The 26,235-nt window shown below is 67.4% G+C and carries 22 protein-coding genes; 13 read left to right on the forward strand and 9 right to left on the reverse strand.

Going from position 1 to position 26,235, the window contains the following annotated elements; all coding sequences use genetic code 11:
- Window positions 1-198 precede the first annotated feature (198 nt).
- Window positions 199-1,263, reverse strand: coding sequence for an enoyl-CoA hydratase/isomerase family protein (locus NWF34_RS19280; protein ID WP_258325831.1), 1,065 nt, complete (start codon window positions 1,261-1,263; stop codon window positions 199-201).
- A 47-nt stretch (window positions 1,264-1,310) separates the two neighbouring features.
- Between NWF34_RS19280 and NWF34_RS19285 the strand changes: the two genes are divergently transcribed.
- Complete coding sequence (locus NWF34_RS19285) at window positions 1,311-2,552, forward strand: CoA transferase (RefSeq protein WP_258325832.1); 1,242 nt, start codon at window positions 1,311-1,313, stop codon at window positions 2,550-2,552.
- Window positions 2,549-3,964 carry an amidohydrolase family protein gene (locus tag NWF34_RS19290; RefSeq protein ID WP_258325833.1) on the forward strand — a complete coding sequence of 472 codons (1,416 nt, stop codon included), beginning with the start codon at window positions 2,549-2,551 and terminating at the stop codon, window positions 3,962-3,964. The genes NWF34_RS19285 and NWF34_RS19290 overlap by 4 nt, the downstream gene beginning before the upstream one ends.
- A gap of 8 nt (window positions 3,965-3,972) precedes the next feature.
- On the opposite strand, the gene NWF34_RS19295 is transcribed toward NWF34_RS19290, so the two are convergent.
- Window positions 3,973-4,665: an SDR family NAD(P)-dependent oxidoreductase gene (locus NWF34_RS19295; protein ID WP_258325834.1), complete on the reverse strand. Its 693-nt coding sequence runs from the start codon at window positions 4,663-4,665 to the stop codon at window positions 3,973-3,975.
- A 105-nt stretch (window positions 4,666-4,770) separates the two neighbouring features.
- Between NWF34_RS19295 and NWF34_RS19300 the strand changes: the two genes are divergently transcribed.
- Both NWF34_RS19300 and NWF34_RS19305 read left to right on the forward strand, forming a co-directional pair.
- Entirely contained in the window at window positions 4,771-5,667 is an 897-nt protein-coding gene (locus tag NWF34_RS19300; RefSeq protein ID WP_258325835.1) for an alpha/beta fold hydrolase, read from the forward strand.
- 25 nt (window positions 5,668-5,692) lie between these two features.
- On the forward strand, window positions 5,693-6,925 hold the full coding sequence (locus tag NWF34_RS19305; RefSeq protein ID WP_258325836.1) for an MFS transporter: 1,233 nt from the start codon (window positions 5,693-5,695) through the stop codon (window positions 6,923-6,925).
- A 7-nt stretch (window positions 6,926-6,932) separates the two neighbouring features.
- Here the strand turns inward: NWF34_RS19305 and NWF34_RS19310 are convergent, their stop codons facing one another.
- The gene (locus NWF34_RS19310) at window positions 6,933-7,184 is read right to left on the reverse strand and encodes a hypothetical protein (protein ID WP_191834721.1); all 252 of its coding nucleotides are present in this window, start codon (window positions 7,182-7,184) and stop codon (window positions 6,933-6,935) included.
- Window positions 7,185-7,464: 280 nt separating this feature from the next.
- On the opposite strand from NWF34_RS19310, the gene NWF34_RS19315 reads away from it, so the two are divergent.
- On the forward strand, window positions 7,465-8,943 hold the full coding sequence (locus NWF34_RS19315) for an LVIVD repeat-containing protein (RefSeq protein ID WP_248664847.1): 1,479 nt from the start codon (window positions 7,465-7,467) through the stop codon (window positions 8,941-8,943).
- Entirely contained in the window at window positions 8,940-9,632 is a 693-nt protein-coding gene (locus NWF34_RS19320) for a DUF305 domain-containing protein (protein WP_191834720.1), read from the forward strand. The genes NWF34_RS19315 and NWF34_RS19320 overlap by 4 nt, the downstream gene beginning before the upstream one ends.
- A gap of 28 nt (window positions 9,633-9,660) precedes the next feature.
- Here the strand turns inward: NWF34_RS19320 and NWF34_RS19325 are convergent, their stop codons facing one another.
- The 4 genes from NWF34_RS19325 to NWF34_RS19340 form a co-directional block, all read right to left on the reverse strand.
- A complete protein-coding gene (locus NWF34_RS19325) occupies window positions 9,661-10,158 on the reverse strand; it encodes an HNH endonuclease (RefSeq protein ID WP_024500158.1) in 498 nt (165 codons plus the stop codon).
- 317 nt (window positions 10,159-10,475) lie between these two features.
- The gene (locus tag NWF34_RS19330; protein WP_191834719.1) at window positions 10,476-11,342 is read right to left on the reverse strand and encodes an enoyl-CoA hydratase-related protein; all 867 of its coding nucleotides are present in this window, start codon (window positions 11,340-11,342) and stop codon (window positions 10,476-10,478) included.
- A 106-nt stretch (window positions 11,343-11,448) separates the two neighbouring features.
- Window positions 11,449-13,995 (reverse strand): ATP-dependent Clp protease ATP-binding subunit, encoded by a 2,547-nt coding sequence (locus NWF34_RS19335; protein ID WP_024500160.1) that lies wholly within the window; start codon window positions 13,993-13,995, stop codon window positions 11,449-11,451.
- Between the two features lie 285 nt (window positions 13,996-14,280).
- Window positions 14,281-15,039, reverse strand: coding sequence for a VOC family protein (locus NWF34_RS19340; protein WP_258325837.1), 759 nt, complete (start codon window positions 15,037-15,039; stop codon window positions 14,281-14,283).
- Window positions 15,040-15,138: 99 nt separating this feature from the next.
- On the opposite strand from NWF34_RS19340, the gene betT reads away from it, so the two are divergent.
- From betT to NWF34_RS19355, 3 genes are read left to right on the forward strand one after another with little or no spacing between them, the layout of a single operon-like run.
- Window positions 15,139-17,346: a choline BCCT transporter BetT gene (gene betT / locus NWF34_RS19345; protein WP_258325838.1), complete on the forward strand. Its 2,208-nt coding sequence runs from the start codon at window positions 15,139-15,141 to the stop codon at window positions 17,344-17,346.
- On the forward strand, window positions 17,343-18,857 hold the full coding sequence (locus tag NWF34_RS19350) for an aldehyde dehydrogenase family protein (RefSeq protein WP_258325839.1): 1,515 nt from the start codon (window positions 17,343-17,345) through the stop codon (window positions 18,855-18,857). The genes betT and NWF34_RS19350 overlap by 4 nt, the downstream gene beginning before the upstream one ends.
- Window positions 18,854-20,431, forward strand: coding sequence for a GMC family oxidoreductase (locus NWF34_RS19355; protein ID WP_258325840.1), 1,578 nt, complete (start codon window positions 18,854-18,856; stop codon window positions 20,429-20,431). The genes NWF34_RS19350 and NWF34_RS19355 overlap by 4 nt, the downstream gene beginning before the upstream one ends.
- On the opposite strand, the gene NWF34_RS19360 is transcribed toward NWF34_RS19355, so the two are convergent.
- Window positions 20,428-21,030, reverse strand: a complete 603-nt coding sequence (locus tag NWF34_RS19360) for a TetR/AcrR family transcriptional regulator (protein ID WP_258325841.1) — start codon at window positions 21,028-21,030, stop codon at window positions 20,428-20,430. The genes NWF34_RS19355 and NWF34_RS19360 overlap by 4 nt on opposite strands.
- A gap of 69 nt (window positions 21,031-21,099) precedes the next feature.
- Here NWF34_RS19360 and NWF34_RS19365 point away from each other — a divergent pair, with 69 nt between their 5' ends.
- From NWF34_RS19365 to NWF34_RS19380, 4 genes are all read left to right on the forward strand, one after another.
- Window positions 21,100-21,987: an alpha/beta fold hydrolase gene (locus tag NWF34_RS19365; RefSeq protein ID WP_096273051.1), complete on the forward strand. Its 888-nt coding sequence runs from the start codon at window positions 21,100-21,102 to the stop codon at window positions 21,985-21,987.
- A 40-nt stretch (window positions 21,988-22,027) separates the two neighbouring features.
- Window positions 22,028-22,561, forward strand: a complete 534-nt coding sequence (locus tag NWF34_RS19370) for an RNA polymerase sigma factor (protein ID WP_096273049.1) — start codon at window positions 22,028-22,030, stop codon at window positions 22,559-22,561.
- The gene (locus tag NWF34_RS19375) at window positions 22,558-23,883 is read left to right on the forward strand and encodes a VOC family protein (RefSeq protein ID WP_258325842.1); all 1,326 of its coding nucleotides are present in this window, start codon (window positions 22,558-22,560) and stop codon (window positions 23,881-23,883) included. Before NWF34_RS19370 ends, NWF34_RS19375 begins: the two co-directional genes overlap by 4 nt.
- A gap of 226 nt (window positions 23,884-24,109) precedes the next feature.
- Complete coding sequence (locus NWF34_RS19380) at window positions 24,110-25,714, forward strand: HNH endonuclease signature motif containing protein (RefSeq protein WP_258325843.1); 1,605 nt, start codon at window positions 24,110-24,112, stop codon at window positions 25,712-25,714.
- 9 nt (window positions 25,715-25,723) lie between these two features.
- Here NWF34_RS19380 and NWF34_RS19385 read toward each other — a convergent pair whose 3' ends face one another.
- Complete coding sequence (locus tag NWF34_RS19385; RefSeq protein WP_258325844.1) at window positions 25,724-26,200, reverse strand: anthrone oxygenase family protein; 477 nt, start codon at window positions 26,198-26,200, stop codon at window positions 25,724-25,726.
- Between the last annotated feature and the right edge of the window lie 35 nt (window positions 26,201-26,235).

Below are 26,235 nucleotides of genomic sequence, written 5' to 3' on the forward strand. Positions count from 1 at the left end.
TCGGCCGCAGCTCACGAGTGATCGTAATCAGAAAGGGGCCGCCCAATGGGGAAAATGAACGAACTGAGTTAGACAAGTGTCGCCGTGGTGACCTGACGCAGGTCGGACGAACTCAGCCGCAAATCCACCCTTTTTCGCCATTTCCACCACCCGCGCGAAAGGGGGGGGAAATGGCGAAAAGGGGTGGGTTTGCGGAGCTCAGGAACCGATCTCGTCGACCAACCCCCATGCCAGAGCCTGCACGGCGTCGATCTCGGCGCCGGTCACGAACAGGTGCAGGGCGCGCCACCGTCCGATGCGCCGGGGCACGCTGACGGTGCCGCCGGCTCCCGGGATGAGGCCCATCGACACCTCGGGCAGACGGATACGGGTGTCCGGGGCGGCGACGACGCGGCCTGCGAAGGCGGGGATCTCGATGCCGGCGCCCACACAGTGACCGTGCAGGCGGACCTCGACGCGGTCGGCGAGGGCGGCCACCAGTCGACCCGCTCCCCCGCGGGTGCGGATCAGGTGGGCCGTCGCCGCGTCGGGCATGTGTCCGAACTCGTCGAGGTCGCCACCCGCACAGAACGAGCTGCCCGCGCCGTCGACGAGGACGTGGCCGATCGAGTCGTCGAGTACCGCGAGACGCAGCGCCTCGACGAGTGCGTCGCGAAGCGCGGTGCCGTAGGCGTTGCGGCGTTCGGGCCGGTTGAGGGTGATGCGCAGGGTGTCACCGTCGCGGTCGAGCAGCACCGCGTCGACGGCGGGCGGCGGAAGCGGGCGCCCCTTGGCGCGACGCTCCTGCAGCCACCGGCCGAATTCGTCGCCACCCTGCAGTGTCGAGTAGCCCAGGGATTCGACATCGATGGCGGGGACGGGATCGAGCGGCTCGGCTGCGCGCACCACCTGCGCGGCGACGAGCGAGGCCTGCGGGCAGCGTGAGACCGGGTCGGTGAAGTTCCGGATTGCCGCCTCGACGTCGTCGACGCCGATCACCGCGCGATGGTCGGTGCCGGGTGGGCCATACGTGAGATCGAGGCCATCCAGCAGAGGGAACAGTTCGTCATCGATCATCCTGGTGGACGTCCCCACCAGGATGACGTCCGATGCCGAGGCGCGGTCGGCCGCCCGGACCAGGTCGTCGTCGGCCACGCCGTCCACGGTGTCGAGGTCCACCAGCGCGACCGGCGACGCGACGGCGGCACCGTCCCCGAGCAGGTCCCCACCTCCGATGACCGGTGCTGCGGCCAGGTCGGCGATCGAGATACGACGGGTCTGCATGGCGGTGAACCTCCTGAGCTTTACGTGCGGACGGTAGCATTTCGCCCGTGTCCAGCCATGCGTCCCATGATCCGGTGCGCGACTGGGCCGCCAGCGGGATCCCGCATCTCACCGGCCGATCCGACGGCCCACCTCTCATCCCACCCGGGCGGGCAGCGACTCTCGCGCGGGAACTCGGCGACTGGATTCAGGAGGCGAGCAACGGCGCGGCCGACATCGACGGCGCTGCCCTGCTCGCCGAGCGCGCCGCACTGACCGGGCATTCTCGGCAGGGCGACCTCACCCCCGGCGGATCAGGGCGCCTCCTGCCCGCCGACGACGGCTGGGTCGCGGTGAGTTCCGCCCGCCCCGACGACCCACTACTGCTGGGTGCGCTGATCGAACGCGAGGTGACGGAGGACAGCGTCTGGCCGGCGGTCGCCGAGTGGACGTCCCAGCACACCCGAGCGGATTTCGACACACGCGCCACCTTGTTGGGGATCGCCGGCGGCGGTGTCGCTCACGGCGACGAGATCGCCGGTCAGGCACGTGACGCGTTGCGCCCGAATGGCATTCCGCGTTCGGTCGACGGCCTGCTCGTCGTCGACTTCAGTGCCCTGTGGGCCGGCCCGCTGTGCGCACACCTGCTGGGTCTCGCCGGGGCGCGAGTGGTGAAGATCGAGACACCGCAACGTCCGGACGGTGCTCGGCGCGGAGACCCCGACTTCTACCGACTGCTCCACGCAGGGCACGAGTCGGTCGTCCTCGACCCGACGGTCCAGACCGAACGGACCGCGCTGAAACGACTTGTCGCGGCCGCCGACATCGTGATCGAAGCGTCCCGACCACGGGCTTTGCGCGGATTCGGCCTGCGCGCCGAGGATTTCGTCGCCTCCGGAACCACCTGGATCTCCATCACCGCCGCCGGGCGCGACTCCGACCGCATCGGCTTCGGCGACGACGTCGCCGCGTCGGCGGGACTGGTCACCGGAGACGACGCGGGCCTGATGTTCGTGGGCGACGCGATCGCCGACCCGCTGTCCGGGCTGACCGCAGCCGCGCTCGCGATGTGTGAACCCGGTCCCGGTCGCGGCGCACTGTGGGACCTGTCGATGCGCGCCACGGTCGCCTCGACCCTCGGCGGACCACCGCCGCCACCCGCGTACCGCGACGGCGATCAGTGGGTGGTCGACACCGATTCCGGCACAGTCCCACTCGATCCGCCCCGGGCACGGGCCGGTTCCGCCGACGCCGCACCGTCGGGGCGGGACACGAACTCGGTGCTCGCCGAACTGGGGATCACCCGATGAGCGCGACGCTGTTCCGCCGTGTGACCCTCCCCGCGGGAGTCCGCGACGTCGCCGTCGACCACGGTGTGATCACAGCGGTCGGCGTGGATCTCGCAGGCGACGCGATCAGAGGATTCGAGATCATCGACGGCGACGGCGGAGCGCTCATCCCCGGCCTTCACGACCATCACATCCACCTCCATGCGCTCGCGGCGGCCTCGGCGTCGGTGCAGTGCGGTCCGCCGCTGGTGACGAGCTCCGACGATCTCGCCGCCACCTTGGACCGCGCCCCCGATCTCGACCCCGCCGGCTGGGTCCGAGGCGTCGGATACGTGGAAACCGTTGCCGGGCTGCTCGATTGCACCACCCTCGATCGCCTCCACTCCCGCCGACCGGTCCGCATCCAGCACCGCAGCGGCGCGGTGTGGTTCCTCAACACCGCCGCGGCCGAGGCCGTCGGGTTGCGGACCGCCGAACATCCCGGTGTCGAACGGGACGACTCCGGCGCACCGACCGGACGCGTGTGGCGCGCCGACGACTGGCTTCGTGAGCGGATGGGCCACTCCCGTCCACCCGACCTGTCGCAGGTCGGTTCCGAACTGGCCCGACTCGGCATCACCGGCGTCACCGACGCCACGCCGGAACTGTCGACGGAGTCCCTCGACGCACTCGTCTCGTCACATGTGAACGGGGCTGTGCCACAACGACTTCACCTATTGGGAGTCCCACTCGATGCGACCCCCGACCTCCCGCCGACGGTGACCGTCGGCCCGTTCAAGATCGTGCTGGCCGATTCCGACCTCCCCGACTTCCCCAGCCTGTGCGAGCGGATCCGCGCCGCGCATTCGCGGGGACGCGGGGTCGCCGCGCACTGCGTGACCCGGGAAGCCCTCCTGCTGCTCCTCGCCGCCTTCGACGAGGTCGGCCGTCGGCCGGACGATCGGATCGAACACGGTGCGATCATCGCTGCCGAGACCGTCGACGAGTTGAGCCACACGCAGATCGCCGTCGTCACCCAACCGGGATTCATCGCGGTACGCGGTGACGACTATCTGGATCGCCTCGACGCCTCGGACGTCCCCGACCTCTACCGGTGCGCATCCCTCCTCGAACGCGGTGTGCCGCTTGCGATGTCGAGTGACGCACCGTATGGCCCCGTCGACCCGTGGGAAGTGATCGCCGCGGCCGCAGACCGTCTCGCCACGGACGGCCGCACGGTCGGTGCCGACGAGAAGCTCGACCGCGTGACAGCGTTGGATCGTTACCTGACGCCGCTGAGCGCCTTGGGCGCAGCGCCGCGAACGGTCCGCACCGGCGAACCGGCCGACCTCGTCCTGCTCGACGACACGCTTGAGTCAGCACTGCGGACCGGCCGGGAGGCATTACACTGCACGATGATCCGCGGTCGAATCGCCTACCGGCGTGAGGGATGATCCGGCTGTCAGCCGACGCCGGGCACCGGAACCTGCGCGCCCGTCACCGCGGCGGACGCGTCGGACACCAGGAAGGCGACGGTCTCGGCGATCGTCTGCGGCGACACCCAACCCTTACGCGAGGAGTCCGGCTGGCTATCCCGGTTACCCGGGGTGTCGATCACCGACGGCAGGATCGCGTTGGCCCGGATGGCGTCGTCCTTGTACTCGGCGGCGAGGGCACTGATGAACGCCCAGACGGCGGCCTTGGAGGTGATGTAACCCGCAGCACCGGAGAACGGCGCGAACGCGGCCTTCGCCGACACTCCTACGATCGATCCGCCACCCGCCTCGATCAGCTTCGGGATCGCCGCCGCGGACAGCAGATACAGCGGCCGCAGATTGAGGCGGAGCAGCCGCTCGAACTCCTCGACCGGCGTCGCGTCCACGCGCTCCCCCATCGCGAACCCGCCGACCAGGTTGACCACCGCGGTCACCGGCGCCGAGGACTCCCCCGCCGCGGTCGCGACGACCTCTGCCACCGACGACTCGTCGAACAGATCGGCACGGAGGGTGACGAGCCGATCGGACTCGGGAAGCCGCGACAATTCCTCTTCGGCGACCCACGGCACCACCACTCGCCAACCGTCGTCGAGCAGCTTCGTCGTGACCGCGGAACCGAGTCCGCCCGTGCCGCCCGACACGATCACCGTTTGTGCCATCGCCAGTCCGTCCTTGTCTCTCGCACTTCGTTCGACATCGGCGACACTATCGCAGGTGTCTGAATGTGTGCATTCATCTCACCGTATGCGTGAGAGGCTGTGTCGATGAGCACGAACGTCACCTCCGAGGCCCCGGAGTGGTTCCGCACGGCCGTCGCGACGAAACCCGAGCACTCGTCGGTCACCGTCCATGGTGCGCGCATCACCTACCGCTGTTGGGGTGAACCCGGCTCGCCCGGTCTCCTCCTGGTCCACGGCGGTGCGGCTCACGCCGGCTGGTGGGACCACATCGCGCCGCGGTATGCGGGAGAACGTCGCGTCGTCGCCCTCGATCTGTCCGGCCACGGCGACAGCGACTGGCGCGACTCCTACACCCTGGACACCTGGGCCGACGAGGTCACCGCCGTCGCCGAGGCCGCAGAGGCGGGCGACCACGCGGTCCTCGTGGGACACAGCCTCGGCGGCCTCGTCGGCATCCGGACGTCGATCGCCCACCCCGACCTGATCACCGACCTCGTGCTCGTCGACTCGCGCGTTCTCGACGCCGAGATGCTGGACGAGATCCAGCGCGACCAGCCCGAGGGAGGCATCCCTCGACGCAGCAAGCACTATCCCTCGCTCGACGCAGCGCTCGAACGGTTCCGCCTCGTGCCCGACCACGCGAGCCTCGACTACGCCAAGGACCATGTCGCCCGGCAGTCCGTCGTCCGCGACGACGACGGGTGGCGGTGGAAGTTCGACCGCGGGTTCGCCGACGATCTGACGGATCTCCCGCCGCGGCCGCCGAGCGCCTGCCGACTCAGCGTCGTCCACGGCGAGCACGGTGTCGTGACGGCGGCGATGATCGACATCGTCACCTCCGAGCTCGATGAACCGGCGCGCGTGGTCGAGTTCCCCGGCGCCGGTCATCACATCCCCCTCGAACAACCGCTGGCCCTGATGGACGTCATCGACGACGTTCTCCGCGAGCACTCGGCGCGGGTGGGGCTCGGGCCGGGGTGATGCCCCGCGCCTAGCATGGATGTCGATGACCCCGCGCGACAGCGTCTTCGCCTCTCTGCACGTCCCCAACTACCGGATCTTCTTCGCCGGCATGTCCGTGTCGATGACCGGCTCCTGGATGCAGGCAACCGCCCAGGCCTGGCTGGTGCTGACGTTGAGTGGATCGGCGTCGGTCCTCGGCCTGATCGTCGCGCTGCAGGCTCTGCCGGTTCTCCTGATCGGACCCTATGCCGGTGTCATCGCCGACCGCGTCGACCGTCGGCGATTGCTGACGGTCCTCCAGGCGATGATGGGCCTGCTGGCGGCGGTGCTCGCCGCACTCACTCTCGCCGGGGTGGTGGCGGTGTGGCATGTGGCGATCCTCGCGGTGCTGCTCGGCCTCGGACACGCCTTCGAACAGCCCGCGCGACAGGCATTCATTCATCAGATCGTCGGGAAATCGCTGATCCGCAACGCGGTCACGTTGAACTCGGTGATGGTCAACGCCGCTCGCGCGGTCGGTCCGGCCGTCGCCGGCGTCATCCTCACACTCGTCGGTGCGGGTTGGTGTTTCGCGATCAACGCGGTCAGTTTCCTGGCAGTGGTCGTCTCGCTCATCGCGCTCGACGGCACGAAGATCACCCAGGAGCCCCCCGTCCCCCGCGCGAAAGGACAGCTGCGCGAGGGCATCCGCTACGTCCGCGGCATCCCGTCACTGTGGATTCCCCTCGCCACCATGGCCCTGGTCGGCACCCTGGCATACAACTTCCCGGTCACCCTGACGGCTGCCGCCGACTTCGTCTTCGACGGTGGGCCACAGGCTCTCGGTTTCATGACGTCGGCCATGGGGGTCGGCGCGGTCGTCGGGGGGCTCGTCGTCGCGGCGCGCGGCACCATCGGACTGCGGCCGCTCACGCTGGCCGCGTTCGGATTCGGCATCACGATCGCCGCGGCGGCGCTGGCACCGGACCTGATCACCGCCATCTGCGCACTGTTCCTGGTGGGCTGGCTCAGCGTGACGTTCATGTCGACCGGCAACGCCACTCTCCAGCTCAACTCCGAACCCCGGATGCGAGGACGGGTCATGGCGCTGTGGTCAGTGGCTTTCATGGGGTCGACGCCGATCGGCGGTCCGCTCATCGGCGCGATCATCGAGGCCACCAATCCGCGGGTGGGGTTGGGTGTCGGCGCGGCCGCATGCCTGGCCGCCGCATTCCTCGCCTTCGTCGCCGACCGGAGGAGCCGATCGCGGGTGGGGCCCGAACCCGCCATCGACTGAGCCTGGTTCAGACGGCGTCGCTTCCGTCGATGCTGCCGAAGTCGCCGACCTCGACGTTGCCCTGATCGTCGACCGCGGTGTCGAAGATGCCGTCGCAGTCGGTGTCGGCGACCGCGATGTCGGTGCAGCCGTCACCGTCGCTGTCGGCCTCGATCAGGTCGATCACGCAGTCGTCGTTGGTGTCGTAGGCGATCGACTCGGCGTAGCCGTCATCGTCGGTGTCGACCACGATTCCGTCTGCGGGGATCTGGGTGCTCATGGTGTTCCTTTCGTCGTGCCCGCCGGTGCGGGCTGTCTGCTGCGTTCGTGTACTTGGAGCGGGAGCGGGTCGGGAATGTTCCCCGGCTGTCCCGGAGTCGTTCGGTCGGCCGACGTGCGTCTTTCGACGAATGTGCCCCGTCGTCTCACCTCACCGGGTTAGCGTGACTCAGGTCACGATCGGAGGGGCGATGACGCCAGATCGATGGGGTATTCACACGATGCGGCGGCGACTGCACGCGGTCGCCTGCCTCGTCGCCGGGGCGCTGCTCGTGTCGACGATGCTGGTGTCCGCACCGGCGACCGCCGCGAACCACTGGTTCCCGGACATCTCCGAAAGCTCGGTACCGAAGGCCGATTGCGGTCCGGGCTCACGACCGGAGCCCGGCCTGCAGGGCGACGTCAGCGCCGAGGACCGGTTGTCCGGTCGCAGCATGCGTGGCTACCACTGCAACCTGACGAAACTCGGCAACGTGACCGCCGCGGGCGGCGGCATCGTGTCGGCGTCGTTCGAGCACTGCAGCTACACCGGAAGCCTGTTCCCCGGCAACAACTTCATGCCTCAGCCGGGCGTCCAGGTCATCGATGCCTCCGATCCCCGGAAGCCGCGAGTGGTGGGCTCGCTCACCGACACCGCGATGCGCGGTGGCACCTGGGAGACCCTGAAGGTCAACAAGAAGCGCAAGTTGCTCGCCGCGACCGGGGTTCCGCTTCTGTGGGGTGCCGGCTTCTTCGCGGTCTACGACATCTCCGACTGCACCCGTCCCAAGCTGCTCAACGCCCGCGGCGGCGGCATCGCCTACCCCATCCCGTTCACCTCGCACGAGGGTGGCTGGTCGCCCGACGGCCGGACGTACTGGGCGTCGGGGGTCGCTCCGGGGCACCTGAGTGCAATCGACGTCTCCGACCCGCGCAATCCGCGGGTGATCTGGCAGGGTCTGCACAGCTTCCTGGGGCATGGTTTCGGCATCACGCCCGACGGCAACCGCATGTACCTGTCGAACATGGCGGGTGTCACGGTCCTCGACATCAGCGCCGTCCAACGGCGTGCACCCTACCCGCAGGTCCCGCATGTGGCCGCGTATCTGTGGCCCGACGGCCAGCTCAACCAGCACTCGATCCCGGTCACCTATCGGGGTACACCGCACGTCATCACCGCCGATGAGGGCGGTTCGGGCGGCGTGAAGATCTTCGACGTCTCCCGGGTCAACACACCGCGGTACGCCGCACAACTCAAGCTCGAGATCAACCTGCCCGAGCATCAGGACACCCAGTTCCGGTCGTCCATGGGCGGTTCGTTGTTCGGCAGCAACCCGCACTACTGCGCGGTCGACCGTCCGAAGGATCCGACGGCATTGGCCTGTGCGTGGGAGTCATCCGGCATCCGTGTGTTCGACATCCGCGACCTTTCCGCGATCAAGGAGATCGCCTACTACAACCCGCCGGCACAGAAGGGCGCCACCGCGCTCGGCCGGCCCAACTCGCCGCACGTGCTGGGCTCGATCATCGGCGCCCCGGGGATCGAATTCCTCAGCCTCGGAATGTCTCTCGCGAACGGGCGAGCCAAGCTGAACGAGATGATCGGTCCGCGGATCGGCATGGTCGTGGGTGGTGACATGGCCACCGACTGGTGCTTCTCCCCGCCGGAGTTCCGCGGCAACAGGATCTTCACCACCTGCTCCGACGGCGGTTTCTACGCGCTCGAGTTGAGCAGCCGGGTCTACACCCCGCCGCCGGATCAGGATTCGTTCCTCGGATGACCGAACGGCACACCGACAGGCGCACCGGCAGACAGCGACCCGCGTGGCCGCAGATCGCCGGACTGACCTCGCTGGCGATACTGCTCGTGGCGATCGGAATCGTCGTGGGTTCGGTGTGGTCACCTGGTTCGCAGGACGACGTGACGACGATGAGTGCTGCCGACATCGGCTTCGCACAGGACATGTCGGCGCACCACGATCAGGCACTGCTGATGGCCCGGACGATTCTCGCCGCCCCCGATGTGGACCCGACGATCCGCGGACTGGCCGACCAGCTCGTCGTCGCCCAGTCCGCGGAGAGCGCCACGATGCGCGGTTGGCTGCAGTTCTTCGGGCTGCCGCTGACCTCGGACTCGCCGATGTCATGGATGCCCCACGACGATTCGCATTCACACGGCCAGCCGTCGGCGGCGACGCCCGACACCCCACCCATGCCGGGCATGGCGAGCACCGACGAACTCGGCCGACTCGCCACACTGCGTGGCGATGAGGCCGAGAAACTGTTCCTGCAGTTGATGATCCGGCACCACCGCGGCGGTCTCGAGATGGCTCAGGCGGCGTACAACGACGACCGTTCCGCACCGGCGACAAAGCAACTCGCCCTGAACATGCTCGGCGACCAGGGCAACGAAATCGGTCAGATGTCGATGCTCCTGAAGGAACGCGGCGCCGAACCCCTGCCCACCTGAACCTTCTGGACTGAACCCCTCTGGGCCGTCAGTCGGTCTTGGGATGCAACGTGAACATCTCCCAGACCTCTTTCTGGTCCGCCGCCCACGGGTCGTAGACGAAGGGGGCGTGCCGCAACGCCATTCCCGCCTTCCGGGGAGTCCGGTCGGCCTTGAAACCGTTACAGGACTTGCACGCCGCGACCTGGTTGCCGAAAGTGCTGGGCCCTCCCTGGGATACCGGCAGGATGTGGTCCACCGTGTCGGCGGGACCGTCACAGTAGGCGCAGATCCACTGGTCACGACGGAGGATCGTCGCGTTGGAGGCGTAGGAATCCATCGTCTTGCCTGCGTACGGACGGTAGGCGTCCCGCTTGATGGCCACCACCTTGTGGATGGGCAGTGACACCGTCGGCGAATGGACCACGCGCACCAGGGGGGTGCCCTCGACGTTGCGCGCGACCTCGGTGGTCAGCAGGACGGCAGCGCGCCGCCAGGTGACGCGCGCGAGGATCTGTAATCCCGCATTCGTGACGAAGATGGTCATGGATACTCCTCGATGCGTGGGCGAGTGAGCGCGCCGACCATCGAGGTTCACGACCTCAGGAACTGGTGACGCTGGATGTGATTGGTCCGGACCGGGTTCGGGCTGGTAGCCCGTACCGGCAGCCGAGGTCGGTCATCCGCCACTCGCGAACGAACACCGCCATACCGATCGACATCTGCGCCACCTCCTTTCAGTTCTCTTCTGGTCTGCTGTCCGCCACGATAACCGCGGTCAGCGGAGCCTGCCACCGTTCAAGCCGTGTGTTCGCCGATGTTCACGTGCTGAACACAGTGTGTTCGCGGCCTGCCGGGCCGATCTCAGAAGATGTCGGGGAGGTCCTCCGACACCGTGTTCGGGTATGTCGCCGACCGCTTCTCCAGGAACGACATGACGCCCTCGTAGACGTCGCCGGACTGGCCACGATAGAAGATCGCCTTCGAATCGGCGTGATGGGCGTCGAGCGGGCTGGGCGCCCCGGCCATCCGCCACAACAGCTGGCGGGTCAGTGCGGCCGAGACGGGGGCGCTGCCCGCGGTCATCTCGCGCGCCACGGCGATCGCGGTCTCGAGGACCTTGTCCTTCGGCACGACCTGCTGGATCAGTCCGCGCTCGTGCGCCTCGTCGACCTGCACCATCTTGGCGCCGATCGTCCACTGCAGAGCGGTCGGCAGGCCGACGAGTCGCGGGAGGAACCAGCTCGACGCCGCCTCCGGAACGAGGCCGCGGGCGGCGAAGACGAAGCCGAATTTGGCATCTTCGGAAGCGATCCGGACGTCGGCGGGCAGGGTCATGGTGACGCCGACACCGGCCGACGGGCCGTTGATCGCGGCGACGATCGGCTTCAGCGAGGCGAACATGCGCATCGTCAGTTTGCCGCCCTCGTCCGCCGGGACCTCGTCGCCGGCGACCTCCGAGGATGCGTCGAAGGTGGACCCGCCTTCCTCCAGGTCGGCGCCGGCGCAGAACGCCCGACCGGTACCGGTGAGCACCACGGCGCGCACGGAGTCGTCGGCGTCGGTCTCGTCGAATGCCGCTCGGAGCTCCTCGCCCATCTGCACCATGAAGGCGTTGAGACGATCGGGGCGGTTGAGCCAGAAGATCGCGATGTCGCCGTCGCGCTCGACGGTGATGGTGGGTTCGGCCTGGGTGGCCTTCCGGCCGGCCTTTGATGTATCGCTCGTCACACGGGTGATGCTATCGAGAGCCGTCACCGACGATGCAGGCGGCCGATACAAAACGGCGGCGCCACCCTTTCGGGTGACGCCGCCGTCTGTGTCAGATCAGCTGAGGTCAGCTCGCGTCCGAACCGCCGTCGCCTGCCTTGGACAGCTCGACCGGTGCATCCGGAACCGCACGCGGCTTCTCCGAACCGGTGAAGGTGAACTTGGCGTCCTCGCCGTCGCCTTCGCCGTCCCAACCCTCGACGTCGACCAGGACGATCTGTCCGGGGGCGATGTCGCCGAACAGGATCTTCTCCGAGAGCTGGTCCTCGATCTCGCGCTGGATGGTGCGACGCAGCGGACGCGCACCGAGCACCGGATCGAAACCGCGCTTGGCCAGCAGCGACTTCGCGCGGTCGGTGACCTCGAGGGACATGTCCTTGTTCTTCAGCGCAGCTTCCACGCGCGTCAGCATGAGGTCGACCATCTGGATGATCTCGTCACGCGTGAGCTGGTGGAACACGACGATGTCGTCGATACGGTTGAGGAACTCGGGCCGGAAGTGCTTCTTGAGCTCGTCGTTGACCTTCTGCTTCATCCGCTCGTAGCCGGACTTGGTGTCGTCCTTCGACGAGAAGCCCATGCCCACGGCCTTGGAGATGTCGCTCGTACCGAGGTTCGAGGTGAAGATCAGCACGGTGTTCTTGAAGTCGACCGTACGACCCTGACCGTCGGTGAGACGGCCGTCCTCGAGGACCTGCAGCAGGGTGTTGTAGATCTCCGAGTGGGCCTTCTCGATCTCGTCGAACAGCACTACCGAGAACGGCTTGCGGCGCACCTTCTCGGTGAGCTGGCCGCCCTCCTCGTAACCGACGTAGCCGGGAGGGGCACCGAACAGACGCGACGCGGTGAACCGGTCGTGGAACTCGCCCATGTCGATCTGGATGAGCGCGTCGTCCTCGCCGAACAGGAAGTTGGCCAGTGCCTTGGAGAGCTCGGTCTTACCGACACCGGACGGGCCGGCGAAGATGAACGAGCCCGACGGACGCTTCGGATCCTTCAGGCCGGCGCGGGTGCGTCGGATCGCCTTCGAGACCGCCTTGACGGCGTCCTCCTGGCCGATGATCCGCTTGTGCAGCTCCTCCTCCATGCGGAGCAGACGCGTGGTCTCCTCCTCGGTGAGCTTGAACACCGGGATACCGGTCCAGTTGCCCAGGACCTCGGCGATCTGCTCGTCGTCGACCTCGGCCACGACGTCCATGTCGCCGCTGCGCCACTGCTTCTCCCGCTCGGCACGCTCGGCGACCAGCTGCTTCTCCTTGTCGCGGAGGCTGGCGGCCTTCTCGAAGTCCTGCGCGTCGATCGCGCTCTCCTTCTCCTTGCGCGCGTCGGCGATGCGTTCGTCGAACTCGCGCAGGTCTGGCGGCGCGGTCATCCGGCGGATGCGCATGCGTGCACCGGCCTCGTCGATGAGGTCGATCGCCTTGTCCGGCAGGAACCGGTCGTTGATGTAGCGATCGGCCAGCGTGGCGGCGGCGACGAGCGCACCGTCGGTGATCGAGACGCGGTGATGCGACTCGTAGCGGTCACGCAGACCCTTGAGGATCTCGATGGTGTGCTCGACCGACGGCTCACCGACCTGGACCGGCTGGAAGCGACGCTCGAGAGCGGCGTCCTTCTCGATGTACTTGCGGTACTCGTCGAGGGTCGTCGCACCGATGGTCTGCAGCTCGCCGCGGGCCAGCTTCGGCTTGAGGATGCTGGCGGCGTCGATCGCACCCTCGGCGGCACCTGCGCCGACGAGCGTGTGCAGCTCGTCGATGAACAGGATGATGTCGCCGCGGGTGTTGATCTCCTTGAGGACCTTCTTCAGGCGTTCCTCGAAGTCACCGCGGTAGCGGCTGCCCGCGACCAGCGAACCGAGGTCGAGGGTGTAGAGCTGCTTGTCCTTGAGCGTCTCGGGGACCTGGCCGTTGACGATTGCCTGCGCGAGGCCCTCGACGACGGCGGTCTTGCCGACGCCGGGCTCGCCGATGAGAACAGGGTTGTTCTTGGTGCGGCGGCTCAGGACCTGCATGACCCGCTCGATTTCCTTTTCCCGGCCGATGACCGGGTCGAGTTTGCCCTCGGCGGCGGCAGCGGTCAGGTTGCGACCGAACTGGTCGAGGACCAGCGAGGTGGACGGGGTGCCGGACTCGCTGCTGCGACCGCCGGTGCCCGCCTCCTGCGGTTCCTTGCCCTGGTAGCCGCTCAGGAGCTGGATGACCTGCTGGCGGACCCGGTTGAGGTCGGCGCCGAGCTTGACCAGGACCTGCGCGGCGACACCCTCACCCTCGCGGATGAGGCCGAGCAGGATGTGCTCGGTACCGATGTAGTTGTGGCCGAGCTGCAGGGCCTCGCGCAGCGAGAGCTCCAGCACCTTCTTGGCACGCGGGGTGAACGGGATGTGCCCGGACGGCGCCTGCTGGCCCTGGCCGATGATCTCCTCGACCTGACTGCGGACACCTTCCAGAGAGATCCCGAGCGACTCGAGCGCCTTGGCAGCCACGCCCTCGCCCTCGTGGATGAGGCCGAGGAGGATGTGCTCGGTACCGATGTAATTGTGGTTGAGCATCCGCGCTTCTTCTTGGGCCAGAACCACAACCCGTCGCGCGCGGTCGGTGAACCGTTCGAACATTGTTCTCCCTCACATTGCTAGCGCCCCGGCCGCCGCGAGAACCACCTCGTGTGTCCGGTCGGGACAACGCGGTGCGGGTAGGCGACGACCAGCCTGCTTCTACTCTAGAGGTCGTCTCGGGTGTACCTGCAGTTAACGCCCGTGCAGACTGCACGGATTGACCGCGACGGCGGGGATGTGCACTGTACAACTGCGCAGGCCGGGGCGGTGTTCCCGGTCCGCTACGCCGAGAGCGAACGGGCCGCCGGATCACCCGATATCACCCGATATGAGGAAGAACCGGGCTCAGACCGACAAGACCGAGAGAATATTGCCCGACGGGTCGGTGAACCAGGCGATGTCCGGCTCCCCGTCACCACCCCGCACGATGCCCCGCTCGTCGTGCTCGAAACCGTCGTAGCGCAGGATCTCGACCCCCTTGCCGACGAGGTCGTCGACCGTCTTCGCGAGGTCGTCGACGGCGATGTTCAGCACGGTGAACCCCCCCGACCGGTGATCGTCCTTCGGGTACACCATCACCGTCGTCTGACGGCTCACCCGGACACCGGCCACACCCATCGGATAGCGCAGCACCCGCATTCCGAGGACGTCCCGATAGAAGCGCTCGGCCTCGTCGAGGTCGCGGACCGCGAAAGTGCTGCACGTCGACGCGGGCGGCCCCAGCGCGATCTCCTCCGCGTCGGAGAACCAGACGATCTGGATCCAGTTGCCGTCGGGATCGGTGGCCGTCCCGAGGAAGTTGCCGTCGCGTTCCTCGAGGGGACTGATCCACTCGGCGCCGAGCGAGTCCAGGCGCGCAGCGGTCGCGCGCGGGTCGTCGACCTCCACGTTCAGGATCGAGCGGGCGCCGTCGCGGTTGGGGCCGGACACATCGTCGCGTTTGTCGAACATGAGGTAGAAGCCGTCGAGTTCGACGACGTCGTAGCCGGGCCCGCCGTCGCCGGTGGACTCGACCTTCGCCTCGAACGCCGTCGCGTACCAGTGCGCGAGTCGTGCGGGGTCGTCGCTGGACAGGAGCATTGAGCCGATCGTTGCGGTTGCCATACCAATCCTGACCGGACGAGGGCGCCGAATTCATCGGTCACGACCGAGTCGGGCAATTCACCCGACCGCCCCGATCAGGAGAGGCTAGCGTCACAGGTCATGAGTGCCGGCGAAAGACCTGCAGTCCCGTCCACTCCCGCCTCCCCGGACACCGGGGAACCGTCACGACGTCCGAGTTCGGTCAACCTGACCGTCTTCGTCGCGTCGGCCGCCATCGTGCTCGCCTTTGCGATCTGGGCGCTGGCCGCACCGGCTGCGGCGGAGACCGTCATCAACGACGTCCGCGATTTCATCACCCGCTGGTTCGGCTGGTGGTACTTCATCCTCGCCACCGCGATCGTCGGTCTCGTCGTGTTCCTCGGTGTCAGCAAGTACGGGCGGTACCGCCTCGGGCCGGAAGAGTCCCGTCCCGAGTACAGCTTGTTCACCTGGACGTCGATGCTGTTCGCCGCGGGCATCGGTATCGACCTGATGTTCTTCTCGGTCGCCGAGCCGGTCACCCATTTCCTCACCCCGCCGACCGGCGTCCCGGAGAGCAACTTCGCGGCACGGGAAGCCGTGACGTGGACGGTCTTCCACTACGGGATCACCGGCTGGGCGATGTACGCGCTGATGGGCGGCGCTCTGGCCTATTTCGCGTTCCGGCACAACCTGCCGCTGACCATCCGCGCGGCCCTGTACCCGATCTTCGGCAAGCGCGTCGAGGGACGATGGGGCGACGCGATCGACGTCGCGGCCGTGCTCGGCACCATCTTCGGCATCGCGACCTCGCTGGGAATCGGCGTCGTACAGCTCAACTTCGGCCTCAACGAGATCTTCGGCATCGAGCAGGGCAAGGCCGCCCAGATCGGGCTCATCGCCCTGTCGGTGGTCATCGCCACCGCATCGGCGACGTCCGGTGTGGACAAGGGTATTCGGCGGTTGTCCGAGATCAACGTGATCCTCGCGATCGTGATGCTCGTCTACATCACGGTCGCCAAGGACGCGGGCTTCCTGCTCAACGGTCTGGTCCAGAACGCGGGCGACTACGTGTCGACGTTCGCCGACCGCACCCTCGACACCTTCGCGTGGGATCAGGTGAATCCCGCGCCGGGACAGGACGCTCGGGCCTTCGTCGACGGCTGGACGCTGTTCTTCTGGGCCTGGTGGGTGGCCTGGGCGCCGTTCGTGGGACTGTTCCTGGCGCGTATCTCCCGCGGACGGACGTTGCGGCAGTTCATCTTCGGCGTCCTCGTGGTCCCGTTCAGCTTCATCCTCATCTGGATCTCGATCTTCGGGAACAGCGCCCTGGCTGTCGCCCGCGGTGATCAGGAGTTCGCCGAGACCACCGCCTCGACCCCGGAGGCCGGCTTCTACTCGCTGCTCGAGCAGTACCCGGGGGCAACGCTGCTGATCGGTGTCGCGACCATCACCGGCCTGCTGTTCTATGTGACCAGCGCCGACTCGGGTTCGCTGGTGATGGGCAACTTCACCAGCCGCCTCACCGACCCGATGGCCGATTGCCAACGCTCCCTTCGCATCTTCTGGTCGGTCGCCATCGGCCTGCTGACCCTGTCGATGCTGTTCGCCGGGGGTGGCGACGGATCGATCCTGACCTTGCAGGCCGCGACCGTCATCATGGGTCTGCCGTTCTCCTTCGTCCTCGGCCTGATCGGGGTGTCACTACTGCGTGCGGTACGCAACGAGTCGTACAAACTCGACAGCTTCCGTACGACGCTGCCGAAGGTGATCGCGGTCGGACGCGGGCCGACCGAACACGGCAGCTGGCGACAACGCCTGGTCGGAACACTCCGGTTCCCCGGTCGGGTCGCCACCCGCAGGTACATCACGGCGACGGTTGTCCCGGCGATGCACGAGGTCGCGGAACAGTTCGGTCGGGAGGGCGTCACGGCGACGGTCGACGAGTCGGCGGTCAACGAGGGTTTGCCGTCGCCTCGCCTCATCGTCGAACTCGCCGACGTCCCGGCCTTCGAGTACTGCGTGTGGCCGGTGTCCGCACCGACGCCCACGTATGCGGTTCGCAGCCAGCGTTCCGACGACCGGTACTTCCGGTGCGAGGTATACCTGACCGAGGGTTCACAGGGATATTCGTTGTCGGGGTACAACCGTGAACAGATCATCGGCGACATTCTCGATCAGTACGAACGACATCTGGGTTATCTCCATCTACGTGACTCGGCCGCCGATCACCACGACCCTGCCGCCGACCTCCCGGACACCGTCGCCGGCACCGGATTCACGAACGCCGGTACGGTCGCAGAGGCGGACATACCCGACAGCGATCCGGAAGGAGCGCCTGCTCCATGAGCGAGACTCTCTACATCGACGGCCGGTGGTGCGCCGCGAGATCCGGCAAGACCCGCGAGATACGCTGCCCGGCCGACAATTCCATGGTGGGCGTGGTCGCCGAGGCGTCCGCGGACGACACCGAGGCGGCGATCGCCGCTGCCCGGCGCGCCTTCGACGCCGGGGAGTGGAGCGCCACCCCGGCCGCCGAGCGGGGCGATCTCCTCCTCCGCGTCGCCGATCAGATCGATGCGCGCCGAGACGAATTCGTCCGAGCCGAGACCCTCGACACGGGCAAACGTCCGTATGAGTCGGATATCGACATGACCGACATCGCCAACTGCTTCCGGTATTTCGGAAAGCTGGCCGCGCAGGACGCCGGTCGTATCGTCGACACCGGGTCGCCCGATGCCGATTCGCGGATCGTCTACGAACCGGTCGGCGTCTGCGGCCTCATCACGCCGTGGAACTATCCGCTGCTGCAGGCGGCATGGAAGGTGGCGCCCGCCCTGGCGGCCGGCAACACCTTCGTCCTCAAACCCGCCGAGCTGACGCCGCACACCTCGATCCTCCTGCTGGAAGTTCTTGACGGCCTCGGCCTTCCGGCCGGGGTTGCGAACCTCGTACTCGGCGCCGGAGCGGATGCGGGCGCGCCGCTGTCGTCGCATCCCGACGTCGACCTGGTCTCCTTCACCGGCGGACTGGTGACGGGGCGGGTCATCGCGCGCGAGGCCGCGGCGACGGTGAAGAAGGTGGCCCTCGAACTCGGCGGCAAGAACCCGAACGTCGTGTTCGCGGACGCCTGCGCCACCGACGATCTGCTCGCCGCCGCGGTGGACAACGCACTCAACGCGGCGTTCTTGCACTCGGGTCAGGTGTGTTCCGCGGGCGCACGACTCGTCGTCGAGGAGTCGGCGCACGACCGGTTCGTCGACGAACTGGTCCGGCGCGCCGAGCAGATCCGTCTGGGACTGCCGTACTCCGAGGGCACCGAGACCGGACCGCTGATCTCCGAGGCGCATCGCGACAAGGTGCATGCCTACGTCGAACAGGCCCGAGCCGACGGCGCGGTGATCCGGACCGGCGGCGCCTTCGCGACCGGCGACCAGGGGTCGGGCAGCCTCGACGACGGCTGGTTCTACCTGCCCACCGTCATCGACGGCGCCGACCGTTCGATGGCCTGTGTGCACGACGAGGCCTTCGGCCCCACCGTGACCGTCGAGACCTTCACCACCGAGGACGAGGCGGTGAGGTTGGCCAACGACACCGTCTACGGTCTCGCCGGGGCGGTGTGGTCGGCCGACGCCGCCCGCGCCCGCCGCATCGCCGGACGCATACGGGCAGGAACGGTGTGGGTCAACGACTTCGGCCCCTACCTACCCGAGGCGGAGTGGGGCGGCTACGGCCAGTCCGGCTTCGGGCGTGAGCTCGGACCGTCGGGTCTGGCCGAGTACCGCGAGGCCAAGCACGTCTACGAGAACCTCCGGCCGGGTGTGACCGGCTGGTTCGAGAACCGGAAGGGGCCGCAGTGAGCGAGTCGCACGGCACGGAGACCTACGACTATGTGGTCGTCGGCGGCGGTTCGGCGGGCGCCGCGGTGGCGTCCCGGTTGTCCGAGGACCCGTCGGTCACGGTGTGCCTGCTGGAAGCCGGCCCGTCCGATGTCGGGGACGACGCGATCCTGCGACTCGACCGTTGGATGGAGCTGCTCGAATCCGGGTACGACTGGGACTATCCCATCGAGCCGCAGCGCAACGGCAACGACTTCATGCGGCACGCCCGCGCAAAGGTGCTGGGCGGCTGCAGTTCCCACAACAGCTGCATCGCGTTCTGGGCACCGCGAGAGGACCTCGACTCCTGGGAGCGCGACTTCGGTTGTGCAGGCTGGGGTTCGGAGGAGCTGTATCGACTCTTCCCTCGGATCGAGACCAACGACGCCCCCGGCGACCATCACGGCCGCAGCGGACCCGTCCACATCATGACGGTGCCGCCGAACGACCCGTGCGGTGTCGCCGTGCTCGATGCCTGTGAGGCCGTCGGCATCCCGCGGACCGAGTTCAACAGCGGGAAGACGGTCGTCAACGGCGCCAACTTTTTTCAGATCAACCGACGTCCCGACGGAATCAGGGCGTCGTCGTCGGTGAGTTATCTGCACCCGCACCTCGATCGGCCGAATCTCACGATCCGTACCGGATCCTGGGCCAAGCGGATCGTCATCGAGAAGATCGACGGCGAGCTCCGGGCCGTCGGCGTCGACATCACCGACAACGCGTTCGGCCGGACGACCAGGATCGACGCCGGACGCGAGGTGATCGTGTCGGCGGGGGCCATCGACACCCCGAAACTGCTGATGCTCTCGGGGATCGGGCCGGCCGATGATCTTCGTCAGCACGAACTCGACGTCTTCGTCGACTCCCCCGGCGTCGGCGAACACCTCCAGGACCATCCCGAGGGCGTCATCGGATTCGAGACGAAAAAGCCCATGACACAGGAGTCGACCCAGTGGTGGGAGGCCGGCATCTTCACGACCGTCGACGATGATCTGGATCGGCCGGACCTCATGATGCATTACGGCAGCGTGCCCTTCGACATGCACACCCTGCGCCAGGGGTACCCGACCAGTGAGAACACCTTCTGCCTCACCCCGAATGTCACCCACGCGCGATCGCGGGGCACGGTGAAGCTGCGCTCCCGTGATTTCCGGGACAAGCCGCGCGTCGACCCGCGGTACTTCACCGACCCCGAGGGTTACGACATGCCGATCATGACCGCAGGCCTGCGCAAGGCGCGCGAGATCGCTTCCGCCGCACCGCTGCGAGAATGGGTTGCGCGCGAACTGTATCCGGGACCGGACACCACCGGTGACGAGGAACTGGCCGACTACATCCGACGCACCCACAACACCGTCTACCACCCGGTGGGCACGGTACGGATGGGACCGCCGGACGACGAGATGTCGCCGCTCGACCCCGAACTGCGGGTCAAGGGCGTGGCGGGCCTGCGCGTCGCCGACGCGTCGGTCTTCCCCGAGCACACCACAGTGAACCCGAACCTGACCGTGATGCTCGTCGGGGAACGGTGTGCCGAGCTGGTGGCCGGCAGCTAGGTCCGGAACGAGTCGACGATGCGATCGAGGACCGCGGCGACCTCGACGGTCGCCGCCTCCCGGTCCTGCGCCGCAGCGACGTACAGGGCGGCCTCGTCGAGCGCACCGATCGCGACGTGGGCGAGAGGTCGGGTCGGCTGATCGACGGCCTGACCGGCCGCGATCGCGGCCTGGATCAACCCCTCGACAAGGGCGAAGCCGAACTCTTCACCTCGCGCGCGCCATTGCGCCCAGCCGAGGACGGACGGTGCCTCGACGAGGGTGATCCGGTGTACCGAGGGCTCGGTGCAGAGTTCGAGGAAGAGCCGCATGCCCGTCTTGAGCGCGGCGATCGGGTCCTCGGCGGCAAGAGCGCCGGCGGCTTCGGCGATCTGTGCGACCACATCCTGTTCCACCGCGTCGTAGACGGCCGTGAACAGGCCCTTCTTGTCTCCGAACTGGTGGTAGAGCGCACCACGGGTCACGCCCGCCGCGTCGACGATCTCCTGGGTGCCCACGTCGGCGAAACCGCGTTCACCGAAGAGCTTGCGACCTGCGGCGATGAGCGCCGCGCGGGTGGCCGCGGTGCGTTCGGCCTGGGTCCGACGGTTGACTTTCATACAGTCTGCACGTAACTTTCGTACTCAGTGTTCGTAAGTTATCCGAGTCTACGAGAAGCGGACCTCGCCATGGCAAACTTGCTGCCGACCGTCGAACTCCCGTCCGGTGTGATCGAGTACGCCACGTACGGACCCGCCGACACCGCACTTCCGCCGATCGTCTTCATGCACGGCGCCGTCGTCGACCATCGTCTGTGGGAACCGGTGGCCGAGCTCCTCGCCGAACGCGGCCACCGTTGCTTCGTCCCGTTGATGCCGCTCGGTTCGCACCGGATCCCGTGGGGGCCGGACGCGGATCGTTCGCCGCGCGGGGCGAGCCGGCTGCTCCGCGAGTTCGTCGGACACTTCGACCTGTCGTCGGCGACCCTGGTGGCCAACGACACCGGCGGCGCGGTCACCCAGTTCGCGCTCGACGAGGATCCCCGCTTCGTGAGCCGCGTCGTGTTCACCAACTGCGATGCCTTCGATCTGTTTCCGCCGCAACCGTTTCGGCTGTTCTTCGCATTGATGCGACACCGGTTGTTGCTGAAGCCCCTGGTCGATTCGATGCGGCTCACGACCCTCCGGCATTCCCCGCTCGGCGTCGGCCTGCTGCTCAACGATCCCGATCCCGACCTCACCGCCTCCGTGTTCGTTCCCCTGCAAGACGACGTCCGCATCCGCGACGACTTCAGAGCGTTCCTGCGCGAGATCAGCCCCGCGGAGCTCGCCACCGTGACCGCACGCATGTCGCGGGTCGACCTGCCCGTCCGCTTCGTGTGGGGCCGTGACGATCGGTGTTTCACCCTGGAACACGGCCGGCGGTTCGCCTCGGTCTTCACCGGAGCCGACGGCGAGGGTGCGCGGTTCGTCGAGATCGCCGACGCCCGAACGTTCGTGTCGCTGGACCAACCGCATGCGGTGGCGGCGGAGATCGCGACGTTCACCGCGGAAGAGTCGGAGAAGAAACTTCGCTGAAGGGCGTCGGATTCCGGGGCCCCCGCACGACGATGAATACGTGAGCAGCGACCACACCGATTCTTCCGGACCAGCGGGACTGCTGGCGGTGTACGACCAGGCACTGCCGGCGGTGTATGGATTCGTCGTCCGGCGCTGCGCGGATCGCCGAACCGCCGAGGACGTGACGTCGGAGACCTTCCTGGCCGCCATGGACTCCGTTCGCCGGCACCGGGGCACCGAACCGACGACTCCCTGGCTCATCGGGATCGCGCGGCACAAGCTCGCCGATCACTGGCGGCGGGCTCAACGCACACCGGAACCGGTCGACGACGTCCCCGACCACGGGGACGACCCGTGGGACACCGAACTCGACCGCATGGTCGCCCATCACACGCTGAGGCAACTGACGCCGATCCACCGCGCAGTCCTCACATTGCGCTACGTCGACGACCTACCGGTCGGCGAATGCGCGGAGATCCTCGGTCGCACGGTCGGTGCCACCGAGGCGCTTCTCACCCGCGCGAAGCGCGCCTTCCGCGCGGCCTACCCCGAAACACAACCCCAGAGCAGCGGGAGAGGAGGTCACGCATGAGCACCCGGAACAGCACACGCTTCGGTGAGGCACGGGATCCGCTGCACGTACTGCGCGCAGCCGACACTCCCGGCTTCGACGATCCCGTCGAACCCGACCGCGGTTTCGCCGCCTCGTTGCGCGACCGCCTCGAACGCGGGGCGAACCTACCGCAAGGAGTCATCATGGCCACAGCAACACAATTCGACGAACTGACCACCACCGATACCGCCATCACATCCGACGCGATCGTCGAACGCCCCGGCGCACTCCCCTACCTCACCGTGGCGGAGCCGCAGGCCGCCATCGACTGGTACATCGCCAATCTCGGCGCGCGGCTGCGTGGGCAGCCGATCGTCATGGACGACGGCGTCATCGGTCACGCCGAGCTCGAGATCGGCGGCGGTGTCATCTATCTCGCCGCCGAGTTCCCGGATCTGGGACTGCGGGCACCTGCCCCCGGTCACGTGTCGGTGAGTCTGATGGTCGCGGTCGACGACACCGACACAGCCATCGCGACGACCGCCCGGGCCGGCGCCTCCGTCACCCGTGAACCCTACGAGGCGCACGGCACGCGGACCGGGGTCATCGTCGACCCGTTCGGTCACCGCTGGATGCTGACCGGACCGTCGAGGACACAGTTGTCCAACCGCATTCATCAGGGCGACATCGGCTACATGTCCCTGAACACCCCGGACGCTGCACGCGCGCGCCGGTTCTACGGCGAGGTCCTCGGTTGGGAGTTCGATCCCGAGGGGCGTCGTGTGACCAATATCGGTCACCGGCTGGGCATCTTCGAGACAGACGGCGACCCGACGGTGTTCTGCGCCTACGCCGTCGACGATCTCGAGGCAGCCCATGCGCGCATCGTCGCAGCCGGTGGACATGGCGAATTCGGGTCGAGTCCCGACGGGCACCGGATCGTCGACGCCGTCGACGCCCAGGGCGTGCGATTCGCGGTGTACGCCACCGAGCCCGGCGACGTGCGGCCTGCCCAACATCCCCGCGGTATCGGCGCGATGAGCTACCTGACCGTGCTCACGCCGGACAGCGCGCGCTACCGGGACTTCTACGGATCAGTGCTCGGCTGGACGTTCCACGGCGGTCGCATCGACGACGGCTGGGAGGTCGACGATGTGCGACCCCAGGTCGGGATCGCCGGTGGCGCCGACACTTCCGTGGCGGTCCCGATGTGGGTGACCGACGATGTCGAGGGGGCGGTCGCACGTGTCCGCGCCGCTGGTGGCAGCGTCCTCGAGGAGCCCCGCACCGCTCCTTACGGCATCTCCGCGCGGTGCACCGACGACCAGGGAGCGCAGTTCTACCTCGGCCAGTTGTTCTGAGGAGCCTGACTGTCAGACTTCATTTCGACGTTGCGACTTCGATCGGAGTCGCAACGTCGAGATGAAGTCTGGAAGTGGAAGGACCGATTCTCGCGTAACCCATTGCTGCACAACCCCTTGCCACCGCGCCTGTGGATGAGTATCTGTTCTTGTCGGTGGGGTGTTCTACCTTGGTCGGTAACAGATTCAGCCAACCAGGTTGGGCTGTAGACGTTGTGGGGGCAGCGTGTCAGACAAGTGGACCGATCTACCGGCCGAGTTCCTCGCCGGGGTCGATCCTGCCCACCCCGAATCATCCGACACCGCAACACATATGACACGGATGCGGTCGATCCGCCACGGCGAGGCCTTCCTGGCGTGGTGTCGCTACCAGTCGATCGCCACCGTCTACGACCAACTCGTCATCAACAGCACCGGCGGGTTCTTCATCGACCGCTACACCGAGATGGTCACCCGGGTGTGCCGCGAAGACGCCATCATCCGCTACCAGGCCGATCAGTGGGTCGGCGAAGCACTCGCGCTGCGCGAGCGGCTGCCGAAGGTGTTGACCACCCTGCGTGATGGCATCGTGTCGCGCGCACTGATCCAGACCGTCCTGTCCCGCACCGACCTGATCACCGACGACACGATCATGGCCGACCTCGACACCGAGATCGAACGCATCCTGCGCAGCCGTAAGGGCGCCTGGTCGAAGCCGAAGCTCCGCGACATGGTCGATCGCCTGGTGTTCCGGCATGATCCCGATGCGGTGCGTGAGCGGCGTCGTGAAGCCGTGGACAAGCGCGGTATGTATACGGAGAATTTCGTCGACGGCACCGGTGAGATCACCGGCGTGATGGTCGCCGAGAACGTGCGCATCGCGGCGAAAGCCGTGAAAGCGTTGGCCGACACCGTCTGCGCCCATGATGGTCGCAACCGTAACCAGCGCAACTCTGATGCCATGTTCGCACTGTTGACCGGCACCGCCTTCGAGTGCCAGTGCCAGCGGGAGGACTGCACCGCCGACATCCCCGACCCGGCTGAGGTTGTCCGGTCGGTGAGCACCGAGATCGTCATCCACGCCGTCACCGACCCCGCCACCCTCGACGGCACCCCCGGCATCGGCTGGGTCGACGGCCACGGCATCATCTCCGACGAACACATCCGCGACCTCGCCAACCGGCCCGACGCGATCATCAAACCGGTCACCCCGGTCCGCACACCACCCATAGGTGTTGCCGCAGAACGACCCACGACAAACGCGTCAGACACTCCCCTCGGACCAAACCCGAGCAGTGCTCCGTCGACCGATGCCGTGATCGTCTACCCCGGTGCGAGATCCGCCGATCCGTACCGACCCACCACCGCCTGCGCCGACTTCGTGCGGGTGCGTGACGGCTACTGCATCGAACCCGGTTGCCCGTGTTCATCATTCGACGGCGACCTCGATCATGTCACCGAGTACGACCACACCAACCCCGCCCAGGGCGGGGCGACGTCGAGTGAGAATCTCAACGCCAAGTGCCGGTTCGGGCACCTACACAAGACCTTCGGGGACTGGATCGACCTGCAATATCGCGACGACGACGGTCATCTGGTCACCGAATTCGTCACCCCCGAAGGGTTCACCATCCTCGGCGACGCCGAAACCCTCGAAGACTTCTTCCCCAACCTGCGACGCATCCGCTACGAACAACCACCCCAAGCACCGCCGACACCCCGAGTGATCACGGGAGACGACTCTCCCTCCACCGACAACCGGCTCGCGCGCAAACACGCACGCCGGCGGGCCGAACGTGCCCGCAACAAGAAACAACGCCTCGCCGACCAGAAGGAGCCGCCACCTTTCTGACCTGGGTTGTCACCGACCCACGAGCAACCCGACGACGAGCACCACCACAGCAGCGGTCGTCAACACCGACCGGACGATGTTCCACGGGACCCAGACCGACGTGAACTCGGTCCACACGCGAGCAGCCTCGTCGCCACGCGCGGCGGCGGCGGCGTCGAGGCGGTTGTTGGCCGGCACGTTGACGGTCATGGTGATGACGACACCGAGCAGAGCGAGAAGAGTCGCGCCGAGGACCCACCAGCGCAGGCCGTCATTCCAGGCCACCCACGTACTCAGAGCGCCGAACACCACACCACCACCGAAGATGACCGCGAACAGGGGATTCAGGATGGCAGTGTTCATTCGTTGCATCGCCGGGACGGCGACGTCGGCGCCGGCGCGGGTCAGGCCGGGTATGACGGAGTAACCGAAGCCCGCCAGCACACCAGCGCTGAGTCCGGTGGCGACGACGGTGAGGGTCACGAGTACGTCCTGCAAAAAGTCCACGACGACAAGTCCACCGCGTGTGACGACAGAACGCC

It is taken from the genome of Gordonia sp. GONU (assembly GCF_024733855.1).
Taxonomy (GTDB): domain Bacteria; phylum Actinomycetota; class Actinomycetes; order Mycobacteriales; family Mycobacteriaceae; genus Gordonia; species Gordonia amicalis.